Below are 20,396 nucleotides of genomic sequence, written 5' to 3'. Positions count from 1 at the left end.
TACATTCTGTGACTTGTAAAGCATTGCTATAAATTATGTGCATAAAAAAATAAAACAAAAATTTAACCGGTAAATTTTGTTTTATCTAAGAGTAATGTAGTGTAAAGTCAATTAGTTATACTATTTTAAATACTACTGCTCATATTGTTCCATTATTTGTCTACTTTGCTCCATCAAGTTATCCCATCCAATCGTATAAATTTGATAAACGGTGTAGGCTAAATACAATAAGTTTAAAACTAATACTACCAAAGCTACAATTTTACCAGTATAAATAGTGTCTTGGTTGTCGTAAGCGTCCGGATCTAAATAGTATTTTTTTAATTCGGTTTGTGCCATATAAAAGGCTATTCCAGCGGGAATAAAACCTAAACCTGCACAGCAACAAAGCGGTAGTCCAATTATAGCAAGTATGTAAATTAATGGTGCGTATTGTAATTTTTTAGTTTCCATAAACGTAAATGTATTTTAGTATAAAATTACCTACTATAAAAAATAATGTAAGCAACAGTAGGTATCGAATTATTAGTTGTGATTTATTGAATTGAAATTTTAAGTTAAGTAATGTGTAAATTAATAAGATTAGCATAGGATACACAGCCGGATACATCCAAAAAGCCTCGGTAAACTCGCCTCGTAGCAAATGCACTATTGCTCTTTGAAAGCCACAACCAAAGCAGTCTAGACCAAAAAATTTTTTATTCAAGCAGGGCAGCATGTAATCTTCTAAACGCACCATAAATTCTTTAGGTAAACATATCCATACCAGGGATATTTGGCATTCCACTTTTAGCAGCCAAAGACAATTCATTTTCGTGAATTTGGCTTGCTTTTCCTATAGCCTTGTTTAAGGCTAAAATTAAATAATCCTCTAACTCTTCTTTATCGTTAAGCAAAGAAGCGTCAATGGCGATATTTTTAATCTCTCGGTTCCCGGTAATGGAAACTTTAATTTTTTGATTCGCTACCGTTTCTTCAAGAACTACAGAATTTAATCTAATTTTAGTTTCCTTGACTTTTTCTTGGGCCTCTTTTAATTTACCCATCATACCTGATATATCTCCAAACATAGTCTTAAATTTTTAATTAATGCAATGCAAATTTAGTATTTTCACAACAAAATTAAATCTATTTAATAAAATGAGAAAAATTATTCTGATTGCTTTGTCTATTAATCTTATTTTTGCATCCTGCAATAAGGATGGAATGAAAGTAAAAACTAAAGCACCAGTTGCTGAAAAGCAACCCACTAAACTAGAAAAACACGGAGACGTAAGAGAAGATAACTATTTTTGGATGCGCTTAACTGATGCGCAAAAAAATGCAGAAGTCAAAGACGAACAAACGCAGAAGGTATACGACTACCTTACTTCAGAAAACAACTACTTTGAAAAAGTAACCGAAAAAACCAAAAATCTTCAAGAGGTAATATTCGAGGAAATCAAGGGTAAAATCAAAGAAGATGATGCGTCTGTACCGTACAAGGAAAACGGATATTTTTACATTACTAGATATGAAAAAGGAGACCAATATCCTATCTACAGCAGAAAAAAAGAATCTTTAGATGCAACAGAAGAAATACTCTTTGATGTAAATGAGGAAGCAAAAGGACATGACTATTTTCAATTGGGTGGGTTAAACATAGCACCTAATAATAAACTAGCGGCCTTTGCAATAGATACTGTTAGTCGCCGCCAATATACTATTCAGATTAAAGATCTCACCACCAATGAAATATACCAGGATAAAATTGAAAACACTACTGGTGGATCGGTATGGGCCAACGATAACAAAACATTATTTTATGCTAAAAAAGACCCTGTAACTCTCCGTAGTTCCCAAATTTTCAAACATACTCTCGGAACAGATGCTGCAGAAGATGTTTTAGTTTTTGAGGAAAAAGACGAAACCTTTGGAACATTTGTTACCAAGTCTAAATCCAAAAAATACATCGTTATTGGTTCTTACAACACTGTTTCTACAGAGTACCAAGTTTTAAACGCAGATACACCTGATGGAACCTTTCGTATAATTCAGCCAAGAGAACGAGACCTAGAATACGATATAGCTCATTATCGCGATCACTTTTATATACGAACGAATAAAGATGGAGCTACAAACTTCAAGTTAATGAAGACTCCTGAAAACAAGACTTCCAAAGAAAATTGGGTAGACGTTATTCCGCATAGAGAGGATACTCTCTTTGAAGATTTCTCTATTTTTAAAGAATTTATCGTTTTGGAGGAAAGAAATGAGGGATTGACAAAAATAAGAATTAAAAGATGGGACGGCACCGACGATTATTATATGCCGTTTGATGAAGAGACCTATTCGGCATCGGTATATTCGAATCCTGATTTTGATACCGATATTTTAAGGTATTCTTACAATTCTATGACTACCCCAAGCTCTGTTATTGATTTTAATGTTAAAGACAAAACAAAGGATATCAAAAAGGAGCAAGAAGTTCTTGGTGGTACTTTTAACAAAGACAACTATATTAGTAAACGTATTTGGGTTCCTGCTAGAGATGGAAAAAAAATAGCCCTATCTATTGTGTACCACAAAGACACGGAAATAAATGAAAATACACCAATTCTGCAATATGCATATGGATCTTATGGCTACACGATTTCCGATGGATTTTCTATATCGAGATTAAGTTTATTAGATCGAGGATTTATTTTCGCTTTGGCCCATATTAGAGGAAGTCAGTATTTAGGAAGAGATTGGTACGAAGATGGAAAAATGCTTCGCAAGAAAAATACGTTTAACGATTTTATAGATTGCTCCAAATACCTAATCGATAACAAGTACACCTCTCCGGCACATTTATATGCAATGGGTGGTTCTGCAGGTGGTTTATTGATGGGAGCAGTTATCAATATGAACCCAGAACTATACAACGGTGTCATTGCAGCAGTACCATTTGTGGATGTTATTTCTACCATGTTAGATGATAGTATACCATTAACAACTGGAGAATACGATGAGTGGGGAAATCCGAATAACAAAGAATATTACGATTATATTAAGTCGTATTCTCCATACGATCAAGTATCTGCTAAAGCATACCCAAATATGTTGGTTACCACAGGACTACACGATAGTCAGGTACAATATTGGGAACCTGCTAAATGGGTAGCAAAATTGAGAGAATTCAAAACCGACGATAACCTACTACTTTTGCATACGAACATGGAAACAGGACATGGAGGTGCGTCCGGTAGATTTGATTCTTTAAAAGAAACAGCGGAGGAGTATGCCTTCTTTTTAATGTTAGAAGGAAGGTTAGAAAATTAATACTATCTTTGCGCGCTGAAAACTATGGATCTTACATTGCAACAAATGAGACATATTGGTATCACCAACTCAATTTTAGATTTGGTTGGACAAACCCCTATGCTGCGTTTACATAACATAACCAAAGCACTACCTGGCAGTATTTCGCAAAACTAGAGTCTTTTAATCCAGGCCACTCTGCTAAAGATAGAATTGCACTTCATATTATTGAAACCGCAGAAAAAAAGGGTATTGTTAAAAAAGGAGACATCATTGTAGAAACTACCTCTGGCAACACCGGGTTTTCATTGGCTATGATTAGTATCGTTAAAGGCTATCGATGTATTTTAGCCGTTAGTGACAAGTCTTCCAATGACAAGATAGATATGTTAAAAGCAATGGGGGCGGAAGTGCATATATGTCCTGCTAATGTTGCTGCGGATGACCCTAGGTCTTATTACGAGGTAGCCAAAAGACTCCATAGAGAAAATCCAGGATCTATATATATCAATCAATATTTTAACGAACTAAATACGGAAGCGCATTACAAAAGCACCGGGCCAGAAATTTGGGATCAAACCGATGGTAAAATAACGCATTTAGTTGCTGCTAGTGGTACAGGTGGAACAATTTCAGGAACTGCTCAATTTTTAAAAGAGCAAAACCCTTCCATTAAAATTTTAGGTATTGATGCGATCGGATCCGTACTTAAAAAGTACCATGAAACTGGAAAATTTGACGAAAACGAAATAAGCCCCTATAAAATTGAAGGATTAGGCAAAACGTTAATACCAACAGCAACAGATTTCGACGTTATTGATGTGTATGAAAAAGTATCGGATAAAGACGCTGCACTTAAAGCTAGAGAGCTAGTAAAGAAAGAAGGAATTTTTGCTGGGTATACCTCGGGTGCTGTTTTACAAGGAGTACAACAATACGCAGACAAAGGTTATTTTAACTCCGAAAGTAATGTAGTGGTTATACTTCCAGACCATGGTTCCCGATATATGAATAAAATATATTCCGACGATTGGATGAAAGCAAATCATTTTATAGAGTAAATACACAACAGTACAAATCCATAAAAAAAGAGCCTTGAAATTAACTTCAAGGCTCTTTTAGTTTAAGTTTAATTTAATGCATTATACTTCTGCAATAGTAGACTGATTTCGAAAAACCAACTTATCGTCAAAAGCGTCTAACAAAATAATACTATCGTTTGAAACTTTACCAGAGAGAATCTCCTTTGATAAGGCGTTTAAAACTTCTTTTTGAATTACTCTTTTTACAGGTCTAGCTCCAAACTCCGGCTGATACCCTTTATTTGCAAGGTAGCTAACAGCCTGTTCTGTCGCATCAATGGTTATATTTTGCTTGCTTACCATTGCCCTAACATTTGCCAACTGTAATTCGACAATCGCACGGATATCATTTTTAGTCAATGGAGTAAACATCACTATATCATCTATTCTATTTAAGAATTCTGGTCTTACGCTCTTTTTCAATAAAGTGAGCACCTCTTCTTTTGCAAATTCTGTAGCGCTATCTTTATCCTCTGTTGCGTTCTCGAACTTCTCTTGTATGATATGACTACCCATATTAGAGGTCATTATAATGATCGTGTTTTTAAAATCAGCAACCCTTCCTTTATTGTCTGTAAGCCTTCCCTCATCGAGAACTTGTAACAAAATATTAAAAGTATCGGGGTGTGCTTTTTCTATTTCATCTAACAAAACGACAGAATACGGTTTTCTTCTAACTGCCTCTGTTAACTGCCCGCCTTCATCATAACCAACATATCCTGGAGGAGCACCCACCAATCTACTCACTGCATGTCGTTCTTGATACTCACTCATATCAATACGCGTCAAGGCAGATTCGTCATCAAATAAATATTCTGCTAATGCTTTTGCTAATTCTGTTTTACCAACTCCTGTGGTTCCAAGAAAAAGAAAAGAGCCAATTGGTTTAGATGGATTGTGTAAGCCTGCTCTAGAACGACGAACCGCATCTGATACTGCTTCAATAGCCTCCTCTTGCCCAACAACTCTTCGATGCAAGTGATCTTCTAATTGCAATAGTTTCTCGCGATCAGACTGCAACATTTTTGTCACAGGAACACCAGTCCATTTTGCAACCACTTCTGCAATATTCTCGTAGGTAACTTCTTCTTTTATCAGTGCATTTTCACTATGTGCTGCAAGAATCTCTTGTTGTTTTTCTAAATTTTCCTGCGCTTCTTTAATCTTGCCATAGCGCAACTCTGCAACGACACCGTAGTCGCCATTTCGCTCTGCTTTTTCAGCTTCTAATTTGTAATTTTCAATATCTGACTTTAACTGTTGTATGTCATCTACAACACTTTTTTCAGATTGCCACTTCGCATTAATTTCATTTCTTTCCTCTTTAAAATTAGCTAAATCTGCATGTAACGACTTAAGTTTAACCGCATCATTTTCTCGTTTAATCGCCTCAATTTCAATCTCCAACTGCATAATTTTTCTATCCAAAACGTCTAACTCCTCTGGTTTAGAGTTAATTTCCATACGTAATTTAGAGGCTGCTTCATCCATTAGGTCAATTGCCTTATCTGGTAAAAATCGATTGGTTATATAGCGTTGCGACAACTCTACTGCACCTATAATAGCATCATCTTTAATGCGAACCTTATGGTGGGTTTCATATTTATCTTTTATACCTCGTAAAATAGAAATTGCACTTTCTGTATCTGGCTCGTCTACGATAACTTTTTGAAAACGTCTTTCTAAAGCCTTATCCTTTTCAAAATACTTTTGGTACTCATCTAGGGTAGTTGCTCCAATTGCACGAAGTTCCCCTCTAGCTAAAGCCGGTTTTAGAATATTTGCGGCATCCATTGCACCTTGTCCACCACCAGCACCAACTAAAGTATGTATTTCATCAATAAATAAAACAATATCTCCTTCGGAAGTGGTTACTTCTTTAATCACAGATTTTAAACGCTCCTCAAACTCACCTTTGTATTTTGCCCCTGCTATTAACGCCCCCATGTCTAAGGAGTATATTATCTTATCTTTTAAATTTTCTGGAACATCTCCTCGTATTATCCTATGCGCTAAGCCTTCTGCGATTGCAGTTTTTCCTGTTCCTGGTTCCCCTACCAATATGGGGTTATTCTTGGTGCGTCGCGACAATATTTGTAGCAATCGCCTAATTTCTTCATCTCGTCCAATTACAGGATCTAACTTCCCATCTTGTGCAAGTTGATTTAAGTTATTTGCATATTTGTTTAAAGAATTATACGTATCCTCTGCACCTTGTGAGGTAACTCGGTCTCCTTTTCGCAATTCCTCGATTGCGGATAGAAGGTTTTTCTCTGTAACACCTTGATCTTTTAAAACTTGTGCTATCGGACTCTTAGACTTAAATATCGCTAGGATTAAATGTTCTATCGAAACATATTCGTCCTTCATATTAGTCGCTAATACAGAGGCCTCTGTTAGGGTTTTCGCAGCTTCTCTAGACAAAGTCAATTCCGCACCAGTAACTTTTGAAAAGCTAGCTACTTGCTTATCTAAAATTTGAAGTAAAACGTTTATATTAACTTGTAATTTCTTTAGAATAAACGGTAAAACATTCTCATCAACCAAAAATATGGCCTTAAATATGTGTTCGTTTTCTATTAAATTATTTTGATTACTCTGGGCAATTTCCTTTGCCTTTTGTATCGTTTCTTGTGATTTTATAGTAAAATTATTGAAATTCATTATTTTTAATTTTTACAGAATCTATTTCAAAAGTAATACCATTCCAAACTAAGCTTAAAAACAAGTCATATTGTCACTAAAATAACAATAAAACAGACAAAATGACATTTTTTTAACTAAAATAATGAGACAAAACATATAGTATAAAGATTACAACAAGATGAAGCAACTGTATACTCTGCAAAACCTTCAATGCAATAAGAACAACAAGCACAACTAAATAAGATTAAATGCGTAAATTTGTAATCTAGGTTAGAGAAGAAATTTAGTCTAGAGTATAATGGATTAACCAAAGTTTAAAAAAGTATAGCAATGGGGATATTAAACACGTTTTTTGGAAAAGAAAAAACACCAGGTGATGAAAAAAAAAGTATTTGGATTCCATTAGAAAGTCAAGAAGACCTAAACGAAGCTATAACTTTTTCCAAAACAGTACCAGTTGCTATTTTTAAGCATTCTACGCGATGTGGTATAAGTAGAATGGTACTGAAACAGTTTGAAAACAACGTATCGGAAGAGATATTGGAAGACTTTAAGTTGTATTATCTAGACTTATTAAATCATCGTTCACTTTCTAATGAAATTGCGGTTAAATTTGATGTGCAGCACCAATCCCCGCAATTATTAATTATCAAAAATGGTATAACTATAGCGAACGCATCACACAACGATATCATTGCTACAGACTTAAAAGATTTTAAAATTTAGAAGCATTATACTGGTATTTTTTTAAATACCTCTTATTTTTGTATTTCGCAAAAGCCAACAACATTGAGTAAAGAAAGCAACACACCAACGCAACAAATCGTAGGCAAAAACTTATACGACTATCAAAAAGAGGCATTATTCAAAATATTTAAAAGCTTTGAAAATGCTCCTATCAATTACCATCTCTTATACCAACTTCCCACGGGAGGTGGAAAAACAGTTATTTTCTCTGAAATTACCCGGCAATATCTAAAGCATTATCAAAAGAAAGTTCTGATAATGACACATCGCATTGAATTGTGCAAGCAAACCGCTAGAATGTTAAGTGAATTCAAGGTAGAAAATAAAATAATAGACAGTAAGGCTAGTTTAGACGACCAAGGAGATTTTGACTGTTTTGTTGCTATGGTAGAAACATTGAACAATCGTTTAAATGACGATATGCTCGATATTTCTGATGTGGGATTGGTCATTATTGACGAAGCCCATTACAACTCTTTCACGAAACTGTTCAAGTTTTTTGATAAATCTTTTATTCTAGGAGTAACGGCAACACCACTAAGTTCTAACATTAAACTTCCAATGAAAAACAACTATGATGAGCTCATCGTTGGAGAAAGCATTGGAACGTTAATTCAAAATGAATACTTAGCAAAAGCAAACGTATATTCCTACAACGTAGGGCTTACCTCTTTGGAAGTAGGTGCTAATGGTGATTACACCGTAAAATCATCAGAAGACCTGTATACGAATACAGACATGCTATCCAAGCTTCTTCAAGCTTATGAAGAGCGAGCGAAAGGAACAAAAACATTAATTTTCAACAACGGTATCAATACCTCTTTACACGTTTTTGACACCTTTAAAAAAGCCGGTTACCCCATTGCCCACCTAGACAACACCAATACCAAGAAAGAACGTGATTTTATCTTGAAATGGTTTCATAAAACCCCAAATGCTATCATCACCTCAGTTAGTATTTTAACCACTGGATTCGATGAGCCATCCGTAAAATCAATTATACTCAACAGAGCTACCAAGTCGTTGACACTTTACTATCAAATGATTGAAAGAGGCTCTCGTATACTTCCTGGTAAATCGGAATTTAATGTAATCGATTTGGGAAATAACTTCCACAGATTTGGTCCTTGGGGAGCAGATCTCGATTGGCAGAGAATGTTTAGAGCCCCTAATTTCTATTTAGACAACCTGTTGTCGGATGAAGAAATCGAAAATGAATTTAGGTACGAATTACCCGCCGATGTAAAAAAAGAATTTGCTAACTCGGAGGACTTGTACTTTGATGTTAAAAAAATATATACCCAAACCATTCAAGCAGGCCAATCCTCTAAAAAAGTATTGGAAAAATCGATAGCCCATCACGCCAAAATGTGTATTGAAAATAGTGAGGATGTTTTTGATGCACTGATCTAGCGAAAAAGCTCGGCGGTGATATTGACGACAGAATTTTTAGGTATTCCAAATGCATTTGTAAAAGCACCCATAATTTTATCGATTGGCTTCAAGACGACTACCGAAAAAAACTCAGCACTTATTTAAGAGTAAATTTTGATGAAGTTTACGAAGAAATTCACGGTCATCCGCCACCAGAGGAAGAATAAAAACACAAAAAAACCATTTTCTAGAGAAAATGGTTTTTTATTTGGTGTTCTTTCACCCTATTCTATTGCTGGTAATACCTTACCAACACACTCTCCAAAACCAATACGAACTTTGTCATTCTTCGAATATCCACGCATAATGACTGTATCGTTATCATTGATGAATTTACGTTCGGAACCATCGCTCATTTTTAATGGATTCTGTCCTCTCCAGGTTAATTCTAACATGGAACCAAAACTATCTTTAGTTGGTCCTGAAATAGTACCACTTCCCATCATATCTCCTGCATTTACCGGACAACCATTAACCGTATGGTGTGTTAACTGTTGTGCCATCGTCCAATACATGTATTTAAAATTAGAATTACAAACCACGGTTTCAGAAGCGCCTTCTGGTTGAATTGCCATTTGTAGATGAATATCAAACTATCGTTTCCTTCTTTTTTCAAATACGGTAATGGCTCGTGTACTTGTTTTGGATTAGCAACTCTAAATGGTTCTAAAGCATCCAAAGTGACGATCCAAGGCGAAATTGTAGAAGCAAAGTTTTTTCCTAAAAATGGCCCTAAAGGCACATATTCCCATGCTTGAATATCACGTGCAGACCAATCGTTAAATAAAACCAATCCAAAAATATAATCCTCCGCTTCTTCAATTGGAATTCGTTCTCCTAAATCGTTTGCCACCGTAGTGATGAAGGCCATTTCTAACTCAAAATCTAACAATTTTGAAGGACCAAAACCGGGAGTATTTGACCCTTCCACTGGTCTTGATTGCCCAACAGGTCTTCGTATAGGCGTTCCAGATGGAATAATAGAAGAACTTCTACCATGGTAACCAATTGGAATGTGCAACCAGTTTGGTAAAAGTGCGTTTTCAGGATCTCTAAAAAGAGAACCTACATTGGTAGCGTGCTCTTTACTGGCATAAAAATCTGTGTAATCCCCAACACTAACTGGCAATTGCATCTCAACCTCTTCCATTCTGAAGATAATCTTATCCTTATGCTCCGCGTTATCTCTAAGTTTACTGTTTTTTACATCAAAGACGTCTGCAATTCTATTGCGAACTAAGCGCCATGTCTTTCTTCCGTCGGCAATAAAATCATTTAAAGTATCTTGTAAAAAGATATCATCGGTTAACGGAATTCCTTCAAAGTATCCTAATTGATGTAAGGCTCCTAAGTCGATAGCAAAATCGCCTATTCTTGTTCCTATGGTTATAATATCATCTTTGGTGATAAAGACACCAAATGGTATATTCTGGATAGGAAAATCAGAATTCTCCTTAACAGTAAGCCACGTTTTTCTATTGGGATTATTAGCTGTTATTTCCATATAGTATATTTATTTAATTTTTTACCAAACCTACATATTTTTTTCAAGTTAGACCAAGGTCTCTTTGAAAATTAAAGCGATTAAGGTATGATTTCTCAAAAATTTAACGAATCGGTAATCAAAGTTAGAAAATCACAGAAGGATAAACGAAAATTACTACGAAAATGTTTACATTTGAAAGCAAATTTAACACAACACAATAATGCAAAAAGATCATCAAATTTTCGACCTAATTACGGAAGAAAAAATCGTCAGTTACACGGCTTAGAGTTAATCGCCTCTGAAAACTTTGCGAGCGATCAAGTTATGGAAGCGCAAGGTTCCGTTTTAACCAATAAGTATGCGGAAGGATATCCTGGAAAGCGTTACTATGGCGGTTGCGAGGTAGTAGATATTGTAGAACAAATAGCTATTGATAGAGCTAAGGAATTATTTGGAGCTGCTTATGCAAATGTGCAACCACATTCGGGTAGCCAGGCAAATACCGCAGTATTCGCTGCTTGTTTACAACCCGGAGACACCATATTAGGTTTTGATCTTTCCCATGGTGGACATTTAACACATGGTTCGCCTGTAAATTTCTCGGGTAAATTGTACAACCCGGTATTTTACGGAGTGGATAAAGAAACGGGATATATCGATTATGAACACCTTGAAGCACAAGCTCGAAAGCACAAACCTAAAATGATAATTGCTGGTGCATCGGCTTATTCAAGAGATATTGATTATAAAAAGTTTCGCGAAATAGCAGATGAAGTAGGAGCTTTACTTTTAGGAGACATATCACATCCTTCTGGTCTTATTGCAAAAGGTGTACTTTCAGATCCTTTACCGCACTGTCATATCGTTACCAGTACAACTCATAAAACTCTTCGAGGGCCTCGTGGAGGTATCATAATGATGGGAGAAGACTTTGACAATCCTTTCGGACTAACCCTAAAAAGTGGTAAACCTAAAAAAATGTCAATGCTATTAAACGGTGCTGTTTTTCCTGGAAACCAAGGTGGACCATTAGAACATGTAATCGCGGCAAAAGCCGTTGCTTTCGGAGAAGCTTTAACCGATGAGTTTTTAGAATATCAAATACAAGTACGAGAAAATGCGAAAGCGATGGCAAGTGCTTTTGTAGAAAAGGGCTATCATTTAATCTCTGGAGGGACAGACAACCATATGATGTTAATTGATTTACGCAATAAAAACATCACAGGTAAAGATGCAGAAATAGCGCTTGGGAAAGCAGAAATAACGGTTAATAAAAACATGGTTCCCTTCGATACAGAATCTCCATTTGTAACCTCAGGTATCAGAGTTGGTACAGCAGCGATCACTACACGTGGCTTGCAAGAGGAAGATATGAAAACAGTAGTTGATTTAATAGACGAAGCTATTCGGAATGCTTCGAATGACGATGTTTTAGAAACTATTAGTGAAAAAGTATATGATTTAATGCATCACAGAAGATTATTTGTAATGTAGTAACTAAACATACAAGCAATAAAAAGCGACCTTTATTGGTCGCTTTTTTATTACTCTTCACTTGCCCGTTCAATTATATTTTCTGGAAGTGCTTTTTTTGCTTTTGCTCCCATTTTTTTCAACTTTTCAACACTGGTAATTAAATTACCTCGGCCTTCCACTAATTTATTCATGGCAGCACTGTAATCCGTTCTGGTCGCCTCTATTTTTTTTCCGATATTTATCAAGTCTTTCAACAATCCTTCAAATTTGTCGTATAAAGCACCAGCTTGTCTTGCGATCTCGATAGCATTTCTTTGCTGCTTTTCATTATTCCACATGGTATCAATGGTTCGAAGTGTTGCTAGTAAAGTAGTAGGCGTTACAATAACTATGTTTCTCTCGAAAGCTTTGTTGTACAATGTACTATCCTGATTTAAAGCTACCGCAAATGCGGGTTCTATAGGAACAAATAACAAAACAAAATCTGGAGATTCCATACTATACAAGTCTTCGTATTTTTTCTGGGAAAGTTGTTCTACATGGCGTTTAAGTGAATTCAAATGCTCTTTACCATGACGTTCCTTATCCGCTTCTTGATCTGCATTAATATACTGTTCGTAAGCCGTTAAAGAAACCTTGGAGTCTACAATCATTTTTTTATTATCTGGCAGGTGAATTACTACATCAGGAAGCACTCGATTTCCGTCTGTTGTGGTAAAAGATTGTTGTACAAAATACTCTCTATCTTTTTCTAATCCTGATTTTTCCAAAACTCTTTCTAAAACCAACTCTCCCCAGTTCCCTTGTGTTTTACTGTCTCCTTTAAGGGCTTTGGTTAGGTTGAGAGTTTCTTTACTCATTTGCATATTTAACTCTTTTAAACCGAGCAATTGTTCTTTTAATGCAGAATGCATGGAAATACTTTCCTTTTGTGAGTCTTCTACTTTCTTTTCAAAGGTTTGGATTTTCTCATTCAGAGGATTTAGAATCAGCTTTAAGTTTTCTTTATTTTGGGCTGCGAACTTCGTTGATTTTTCCTCGAGAATTTTATTTGCTAAATTTTCAAATTCTTTAGTGAATTTTGCTTGAAGATTTTCTACCTCCTGTTTATTCTCATGAAGCTTAGCTTCTGTGTTTTTTAATTCTTCTTCCTTACGAGCTAGCACGGATATTGAAAACTCTTTTTCTTGCCGAAGTACTTTAATTTCCTCATTTTTTTGTGCTAATCGATTCTGAAAATCTTCTTTTTGCAAAGTAAATACGTTATGGCTATCGGTATTTTGAGTTTGTAAAGTAGCTATTTTAGCTTCCAAAACACTGCAATTATTTTCCAATGCTTCGGTTATTTTAACTCGTTTTAGTCTTGCTTGAAGGTGTCCGATTATAACCCCTAAAAGTAAACCAAGTAGCAAAGCTAACACTAAAAATAAGGTGGTATTCATTTGGTTCTATTTTTAATATACAAATATAAGCTAACTTCACAGAATTATATTTCATATCTCTATAGAAAACCGTAACATTGAATTATATTTATGCATTATGATTTCTAAGTTTATTTACACTAAAATATTAGGATGAAATTAGTTGGTAATTTCCCGGAAGACATTAAAAAATTTATTGCAATAGGTGCGCCACATACCAGCTGGAAAGACTTTCCTATTGCTGTTCTCGCTCGAAATAGTTGGGGTATGAAAATTAATTTTATAGGAAAAAAAGCATTGTTTAAACCTCCTTTTGGCTTCCTTTTTAAGTGGTTAGGAGGCGCGCCTATTGATCGTTCTAAAAGTAACAATAAAGTAGATGCTATCGTCCAATTATTTAAAGAAAGGGAGGAATTTCGCTTGGCATTATCTCCGGAAGGCACGCGCAAAAAAGTAGAAAAATGGAAAACTGGATTTTACTACATCGCCAAAGGTGCCAATATTCCTATTATTATGTTTACGCTAGATTTTGGAAAAAAACAAGTAGCAGTATCAGAACCCTTTTACCCTACGGATAATATGGAGAAAGATTTCAAGGTCTTTTATGATTTTTATAGAGGTGTTCAAGGTGCAAAACCAGAATTATTCAAATATAATTAAAATGAAAATCACAAGTAGTTTCTTCTTTTTTTACATGCTTCTGTTATTTAGTTGTTCTGGAAAAGAACCTAAAACTACTTCTTCAAAAGACCCTTTTTTTGTAATTCTAGGTGTTACGCAAGATGCTGGCTATCCGCAAATATCTTGTACAAAAGAATGCTGTAATCGCGTTAAAACAGAGCCATCGTTGCGAAAAATGGTAAGCTCTATTGGTTTGGTTGATCCCATTTCCAACCAGTGTTGGATTTTTGACGCAACGCCAGATTTTACAGAGCAAGTTTCACTTATTACCTCTCACGTAAAAGAAAAAACAATTCCTGATGGTATTTTTTTAACACACGGTCATATTGGCCATTATACTGGCTTAATGTATCTTGGAAAGGAAGCTATGAGTGCAAAAAAAATACCAGTATATGGGATGTCACGAATGGTGGAATACCTTTCTACTAACGGACCATGGGAGCAATTAGTAACCAATCAAAATATCCAGCTTAACGAAATAAAAGAAAATCAAAAAATTGTATTGAACTCCAGAATAGCAGTGACCCCCATACTAGTACCCCATCGAGACGAATACACAGAAACAGTTGGCTATATAGTTCAGTGTAATAATAAAAAAGCACTATTTATTCCGGATATAGACAAATGGGAAAAATGGCAGCAGAATATTACTGCACTTATTACCGCTGTAGATATAGCATTTTTGGATGCTACTTTTTATAAAAATGGAGAAATTCAACGAGACATGGCAGAAGTGCCACATCCATTTGTTACCGAGAGCATGGCATTATTTAACGATTTATCACTGCGAGATAAAAATAAAATTCACTTTATACATTTTAATCATACAAATCCTCTGCTAGATCAAAATAGCGAGGCAAAACATGAGGTTATTCGCCAAGGATACAATGTCGCTAAAGAAAAAAGTATCGTTTAATTTTTAACTCTGTTAAACAGCTGTAATACAAAAAAGATCGATAGAATAATTACAGTATTCTAACGACCTTTTTTACTTAGCTTGTTAAAGAGTAATTTTATTCTTTATAGACGCCCATGTTGGCATATTTGTCCATACGCTGTTCAATTAACTCTGGGTAATCTAAATCTTTTAAATCCTTGAAAGCTTTTAGTATTTGTGATTTTACAGCTTCATAAGCACCATCACGATCAAAGTGTGCTCCACCTAAAGGTTCTTTAATAATACCGTCAATCAAGGCTAATTTTTTCATGTCGGCACCGGTCAACTTCAATGCTTCGGCAGCCTGTTCTTTGTATTCCCAACTGCGCCATAAAATAGAAGAGCAAGATTCAGGAGATATTACCGTATACCAAGTATTTTCCATCATATAAACACGATCACCAACACCTATACCAACTGCACCACCAGAGGCACCTTCGCCAATAACTACCGTAATAATAGGTGTTTTTAGACGAGTCATTTCTAAAATATTCCTCGCAATCGCTTCTCCTTGCCCTCGTTCCTCAGCTTCTAAACCAGGATAGGCACCTGGAGTATCCAAAAAGGTTACCACAGGAATACCAAACTTTTCGGCCATTTTCATCAAACGCAAAGCCTTGCGATACCCTTCAGGATTTGCCATCCCAAAATTTCGATACTGTCTTGTTTTGGTATTGTACCCTTTTTGTTGTCCGATAAACATAAAAGACTGGTCTCCAATTTTTCCTAAACCACCAATCATTGCCTTATCATCTTTAACACTTCTATCCCCGTGCAATTCCATAAAGGTATCTCCACATATCGCATGAATATAATCTAACGTGTAGGGTCTGTTAGGATGACGAGACAACTGCACACGTTGCCATGGCGTTAGGTTTTTATGTATATCTTTTTTTACTTTTTCTATCTTCTTTTCAATTTCCTTCGAGGTTTTTGATACGTCTACATCACTCTCCTTTCCTAAGTCGTAACATTTTGCCAATTGGTCTTCTAATTCTTTAATTGGCATTTCAAAATCTAAATATTCCATAATGTATAGTTTGATTTTATACTTACTTTCAATAGTTGTTTGTGAAGACAAACATACTAAAAATTTATAAAGCTAGTTTAGAACTAATGCTTTTTTAGTTATTTTTCGTTCGCATTTTTATTTTCGGTAATTTGGTGTTTTTCAAAAGGCCGTTTAGTAAAACTACAAATAAAACAATAAATGCTCCATAGTAAAACTCAGGGTTCATTTGCTCTTTTTCTCCAAAAACAAGTAAAGCTAAAATTATGGCGTAAATAGGCTCTAAGTTAATAGTTAGCATTACCGTGTAAGGAGTCAAATGCTTCATGACTTTTACGGATGCTATAAAAGCATAGGCGGTACAAACACTACTCAAAATAACCAGATAAATCCAATCGGTGCCGGAGAGCGTAAAAAAAGACAGCGAAAATGTCTGGTTAACTATAAAGTAGAACGTTATGGCTAATGCCCCAAAAAAAAGTTGGTAAAAAGAAATTACATCGGGCTCATAACGTTTTACATACAAACCATTTAAGACCGAAAATAGGGCCGATAAGAACGCCGAAATTAGCGCATAAACAATACCCATAGTATATTGGCTTTCAAAATTAAAAATGATATACAGGCCTAAGATCACCATAATACCTAAAAGTATTTCTATAGACCTAATTTTTTCTTTTGAAAAAAATAGGTTCTACAAGAGACGCAAAGAAAGCACCTGTGCTCATCGTTACCAGAGCCACGGAAACATTAGATACTTTTATTGCCTTAAAAAAAGTAATCCAATGCACAGCAATAATAATGCCCGAAAAAACAAATTTTAATAGCGCTTTAGGTGCGATTTTAAAGTTTTTCTTAGTCATCAAAAAATAGAGTAAAATAAAAACAACTGCTAAGGACATTCTAAACCATACGAGCGGTATCGCGTCAACGGTTATTAAGGCGCCTAAAATCGCAGTAAAACCCCATATAAATACTATTAAATGGAGTAATAAATAACTTTTTAGTTTACTTTCTTGCATTAAAATATAAGTATATTGCGTAGGTTCCAAATAGGATATTTGGCATCCATACATTCAATAAAGGATTGGCACCAGCTACAGCTCCAAGTACTTCCCCAATTTTCATAAAGAAGACATAGATAAACATAGCTGCTATTCCTAAGGCTAAATTAAGTCCTAGGCCTCCTCGTTTCTTTTTATGTGCCAATACCACGGCGATAAGTGTTAAAATATAACAGGCTACTGGCAAACTAGTTCGCTTGTACAATTCTACATAATATTGGTTTAAATTCTTAATACCTCTTTTTTTGGAAATACTTATAAAATCCTTTAATTCACCGGATTGCATTTCTTGTGCCACGATATTTTTATAGTTAAAATCTTTTGGCGAAAAAGCAAAAACGGTATCTATAGAATTACCAAAAGAGATACTATCTCTATTTTTAAAAACTAGTCTTCTTTTCCAGTTATAAAGTTTAAAGGTGCTATCTTTTTTATTCCAGTTTAAATTGTCTGCTGTAAATTTTGATTTTAATGCTATTCCATCGTAATTTTCGATAGAAAAATTATAACCAGAGTTATTTTTCAAGTTAAAGTTCTGAATAAAAACATAGGTGCTATCATTCAACTGCAAACTAAATTCACGAATGGTATTATCGGTGAATTTTCGCTTTTTTAGATATTTCTTTTCAAAAGCTTTTCTCGTTTTACTGCTCGATGGAACTACAAAATGATTCATCAAAAAAGCTACAGATGCGATAATAGTTGCCCCAACTAAGTACGGATATAAAAATCTTGTGAATGAAATTTGCGAACTATTTATGGCAACAATTTCAGTATTATTAGCTAGTTTAGAGGTGAATAATATTACGGAGATAAACAATGCTAACGGCATGAATGTATTGCCATAGTAGATAATAAAATTCACATAATAATCTCTAACTACCTCCAGTATAGTAAGGTTTTCTTCTCGTAAAAACTTATCTATTTTTTCAGCTATATCAATCGCTATAGCTATTGGCAATAAGATTAGTAAGGTAAATAAAAACGTTACTAAAAACTTTTTCAGTATGTATCTATCAATTAATTTCAACCTATAATCGTTTGTTCATTTGCTTTACCATGGTATCTTTCCATTGTGCAAAATCGCCTGCAATGATGTGTTTCCTCGCCTCTCGTGTTAACCACAAATAAAAACCAAGATTGTGAATGGATGCAATTTGTTTTCCCAACATTTCTTTTGCCGCAAAGAGGTGGCGCAGGTACGCTTTGGAATACAGCGTATCTACATAGGTAATGCCCATTTCATCGATAGGAGAAAAGTCATTTTCCCATTTTTTATTTTTAATATTAATAGTACCGTGTGCTGTAAATAGCATTCCATTTCTTGCATTTCTGGTAGGCATAACGCAATCGAACATATCTACACCGAGTGCAATGTTTTCTAAAATATTAATTGGAGTACCAACACCCATTAAATACCTCGGTTTATCCTCTGGTAGTATGTCGCAAACCACATCTGTCATGGCGTACAATTCTTCAGCGGGCTCCCCAACCGAAAGCCCACCAATGGCATTCCCCTCTGCCTCTACCGATGCAATAAATTCGGCAGACTGCTTTCGAAGATCTTTATATGTACTCCCTTGTACTATTGGAAAAAAGGTTTGTTGATAACCGTATTTCACTGGTACCTTTTCTAGGTGGGAAATACACCGTTTTAACCATCTGTGCGTCATGTGCATCGATTGCTTTGCATACCCATAATCACAAGGATAAGGTGTACATTCGTCAAATGCCATAATTATATCCGCTCCAATAGTTCGCTGAATTTCCATTACGTTTTCCGGAGTAAAAAAATGGGTAGAACCATCAATATGACTTTTAAACTTCACCCCTTCTTCATTTATTTTTCTTCTACCAGATAAAGAATACACTTGGTAACCGCCACTATCTGTTAGTATATTGCGATCCCAATTCATAAATTTATGTAACCCACCTGCTGCTTCTAAAATTTTAGTTTGCGGGCGCAAGTAGAGGTGGTAGGTGTTTCCTAGTATGATGTCGGGGTTAATTTCATTTTTCAGTTCGGATTGATGCACCCCTTTTACCGTTCCAACAGTACCAACAGGCATGAAAATTGGCGTTTCAATAGTTCCGTGATCGGTAGTAATCACACCAGCGCGTGCTTTACTTTTAGGATCGGTTGATTTTAAATTAAATTGCATAGTCGACAAAGATACAATTGTAAACGGAATGGTAAAAAAGACTGTGTTAAAAGTTTCCTAGCATATGTAAAATACTCTCGCATAGAAAACACTAACGGTGCTTCTTCTTTCGTGTTCTTCCAAATTTAGATCTAGGGCTAAAGTTTGGTTTTTTAGATTTGCTTTTAGGAATACTAGAGTTATTTAAAGAGGCTTCTTCTGTTTTAGATGAGGTAACCAATAATCCATTAAGAGCATTCATCTCTGCGATTGTTAATTCTCGCCAATCTCCTGTTTTTAATGTCCCAAGAGAAACATTCATAATTCTGGTACGTTTCAGTTTTTGCACCTCATATCCCAAATATTCACACATACGGCGTATTTGACGATTTAAACCTTGTACCAAAATTATTTTAAAAGTAGTGGTATTAACTTGCGTTACTTTGCATTTTTTGGTAACCGTTCCTAATATAGGAATACCGTTGGCCATACGTTTTAAAAAACGTTCTGAAATCGGTTTGTTTACCGTAACTATGTATTCCTTTTCGTGATTATTTCCAGCTCTTAGTATTTTATTTACAATATCTCCATCATTGGTTAAAAAAATTAAACCTTCTGAAGGTTTGTCTAATCTACCAATTGGAAATAATCGCTGTGGATGACCGATAAACTTTACGATATTCTTTTTTTCTTTACTGTCTGTGGTACAAACAATACCTATGGGCTTGTTTAAAGCGATGTATACCGTTTTAGGCTTTGCTTTTAAAGGCTTACCATCAATTTTAACGATATCTCCTGCAAACACTCTATTTCCGAGTTGAGTTGGCTTACCATTTATGGTTACTCTTCCTGCCAATATCATTTTTTCAGCCTCCCTACGCGAACAAATTCCTGTAGTGCTGATATACTTATTCAGATTGGTGGAAATAGCATTATCTTTCATTACTACAAAGAAAAACAAAATCCTCAAGTACTGAAAGTATCTTGAGG

The 20,396-nt window shown here is 35.2% G+C and carries 13 protein-coding genes and 5 pseudogenes; 7 read left to right on the top strand and 11 right to left on the bottom strand.

The window, feature by feature from the left end:
* Window positions 1-132: 132 nt before the first annotated feature.
* The 3 genes from BSU00_RS02425 to BSU00_RS02415 are packed head-to-tail and all read right to left on the bottom strand — an operon-like array spanning window position 133 to window position 1,070.
* Window positions 133-453 (bottom strand): CCC motif membrane protein, encoded by a 321-nt coding sequence (locus BSU00_RS02425; protein ID WP_105002969.1) that lies wholly within the window; start codon window positions 451-453, stop codon window positions 133-135.
* On the bottom strand, window positions 443-718 hold the full coding sequence (locus BSU00_RS02420) for a DUF2752 domain-containing protein (RefSeq protein ID WP_233188595.1): 276 nt from the start codon (window positions 716-718) through the stop codon (window positions 443-445). The genes BSU00_RS02425 and BSU00_RS02420 overlap by 11 nt, the downstream gene beginning before the upstream one ends.
* Before the next feature lie 28 nt (window positions 719-746).
* On the bottom strand, window positions 747-1,070 hold the full coding sequence (locus tag BSU00_RS02415; RefSeq protein WP_105002967.1) for a YbaB/EbfC family nucleoid-associated protein: 324 nt from the start codon (window positions 1,068-1,070) through the stop codon (window positions 747-749).
* 70 nt (window positions 1,071-1,140) lie between these two features.
* Between BSU00_RS02415 and BSU00_RS02410 the strand changes: the two genes are divergently transcribed.
* Both BSU00_RS02410 and BSU00_RS02405 read left to right on the top strand, forming a co-directional pair.
* On the top strand, window positions 1,141-3,303 hold the full coding sequence (locus BSU00_RS02410) for a S9 family peptidase (protein WP_369820242.1): 2,163 nt from the start codon (window positions 1,141-1,143) through the stop codon (window positions 3,301-3,303).
* 45 nt (window positions 3,304-3,348) lie between these two features.
* A pseudogene (locus BSU00_RS02405) lies at window positions 3,349-4,343 on the top strand (PLP-dependent cysteine synthase family protein).
* 81 nt (window positions 4,344-4,424) lie between these two features.
* On the opposite strand, the gene clpB reads toward BSU00_RS02405, so the two are convergent.
* Window positions 4,425-7,028 carry an ATP-dependent chaperone ClpB gene (gene clpB / locus BSU00_RS02400; protein ID WP_105002966.1) on the bottom strand — a complete coding sequence of 868 codons (2,604 nt, stop codon included), beginning with the start codon at window positions 7,026-7,028 and terminating at the stop codon, window positions 4,425-4,427.
* A 312-nt stretch (window positions 7,029-7,340) separates the two neighbouring features.
* On the opposite strand from clpB, the gene ytxJ reads away from it, so the two are divergent.
* Both ytxJ and BSU00_RS02390 read left to right on the top strand, forming a co-directional pair.
* Window positions 7,341-7,736 (top strand): bacillithiol system redox-active protein YtxJ, encoded by a 396-nt coding sequence (gene ytxJ, locus BSU00_RS02395; RefSeq protein ID WP_105002965.1) that lies wholly within the window; start codon window positions 7,341-7,343, stop codon window positions 7,734-7,736.
* A gap of 63 nt (window positions 7,737-7,799) precedes the next feature.
* Window positions 7,800-9,358: pseudogene (locus BSU00_RS02390) on the top strand (DEAD/DEAH box helicase).
* 57 nt (window positions 9,359-9,415) lie between these two features.
* Here the strand turns inward: BSU00_RS02390 and fahA are convergent.
* Window positions 9,416-10,695, bottom strand: a pseudogene (fahA, locus tag BSU00_RS02385) (fumarylacetoacetase).
* Between the two features lie 202 nt (window positions 10,696-10,897).
* On the opposite strand from fahA, the pseudogene glyA reads away from it, so the two are divergent.
* Window positions 10,898-12,171: pseudogene (glyA, locus tag BSU00_RS02380) on the top strand (serine hydroxymethyltransferase).
* 50 nt (window positions 12,172-12,221) lie between these two features.
* On the opposite strand, the gene BSU00_RS02375 reads toward glyA, so the two are convergent.
* Entirely contained in the window at window positions 12,222-13,595 is a 1,374-nt protein-coding gene (locus BSU00_RS02375) for a DNA recombination protein RmuC (protein WP_105002963.1), read from the bottom strand.
* 132 nt (window positions 13,596-13,727) lie between these two features.
* Between BSU00_RS02375 and BSU00_RS02370 the strand changes: the two genes are divergently transcribed.
* Together BSU00_RS02370 and BSU00_RS02365 are read left to right on the top strand one after the other, a co-directional pair.
* Window positions 13,728-14,234: a 1-acyl-sn-glycerol-3-phosphate acyltransferase gene (locus BSU00_RS02370; RefSeq protein WP_369820241.1), complete on the top strand. Its 507-nt coding sequence runs from the start codon at window positions 13,728-13,730 to the stop codon at window positions 14,232-14,234.
* A gap of 1 nt (window position 14,235) precedes the next feature.
* A complete protein-coding gene (locus BSU00_RS02365) occupies window positions 14,236-15,171 on the top strand; it encodes an MBL fold metallo-hydrolase (protein ID WP_105003391.1) in 936 nt (311 codons plus the stop codon).
* Between the two features lie 97 nt (window positions 15,172-15,268).
* Here BSU00_RS02365 and BSU00_RS02360 read toward each other — a convergent pair whose 3' ends face one another.
* The 5 genes and pseudogenes from BSU00_RS02360 to rluF all read right to left on the bottom strand — a co-directional run bounded on the left by BSU00_RS02360 (window position 15,269) and on the right by rluF (window position 20,349).
* The gene (locus BSU00_RS02360) at window positions 15,269-16,222 is read right to left on the bottom strand and encodes an acetyl-CoA carboxylase carboxyltransferase subunit alpha (protein ID WP_105003390.1); all 954 of its coding nucleotides are present in this window, start codon (window positions 16,220-16,222) and stop codon (window positions 15,269-15,271) included.
* Between the two features lie 94 nt (window positions 16,223-16,316).
* Window positions 16,317-17,223 (bottom strand): annotated as a pseudogene (locus tag BSU00_RS02355) (DMT family transporter).
* A complete protein-coding gene (locus tag BSU00_RS02350) occupies window positions 17,210-18,295 on the bottom strand; it encodes an LptF/LptG family permease (RefSeq protein ID WP_105002962.1) in 1,086 nt (361 codons plus the stop codon). The pseudogene BSU00_RS02355 and the gene BSU00_RS02350 overlap by 14 nt, the downstream one beginning before the upstream one ends.
* 1 nt (window position 18,296) lies before the next feature.
* Complete coding sequence (gene tgt, locus BSU00_RS02345) at window positions 18,297-19,427, bottom strand: tRNA guanosine(34) transglycosylase Tgt (RefSeq protein ID WP_105002961.1); 1,131 nt, start codon at window positions 19,425-19,427, stop codon at window positions 18,297-18,299.
* 91 nt (window positions 19,428-19,518) lie between these two features.
* Entirely contained in the window at window positions 19,519-20,349 is an 831-nt protein-coding gene (rluF, locus tag BSU00_RS02340; RefSeq protein ID WP_105002960.1) for a 23S rRNA pseudouridine(2604) synthase RluF, read from the bottom strand.
* Window positions 20,350-20,396 lie beyond the last annotated feature (47 nt).

This window comes from Tenacibaculum sp. SG-28 (assembly GCF_002954385.1).
GTDB lineage: Bacteria > Bacteroidota > Bacteroidia > Flavobacteriales > Flavobacteriaceae > Polaribacter.
Note: the sequence above shows the minus strand (reverse complement) of the source record. Positions and strands in the feature narration are given on the sequence as shown.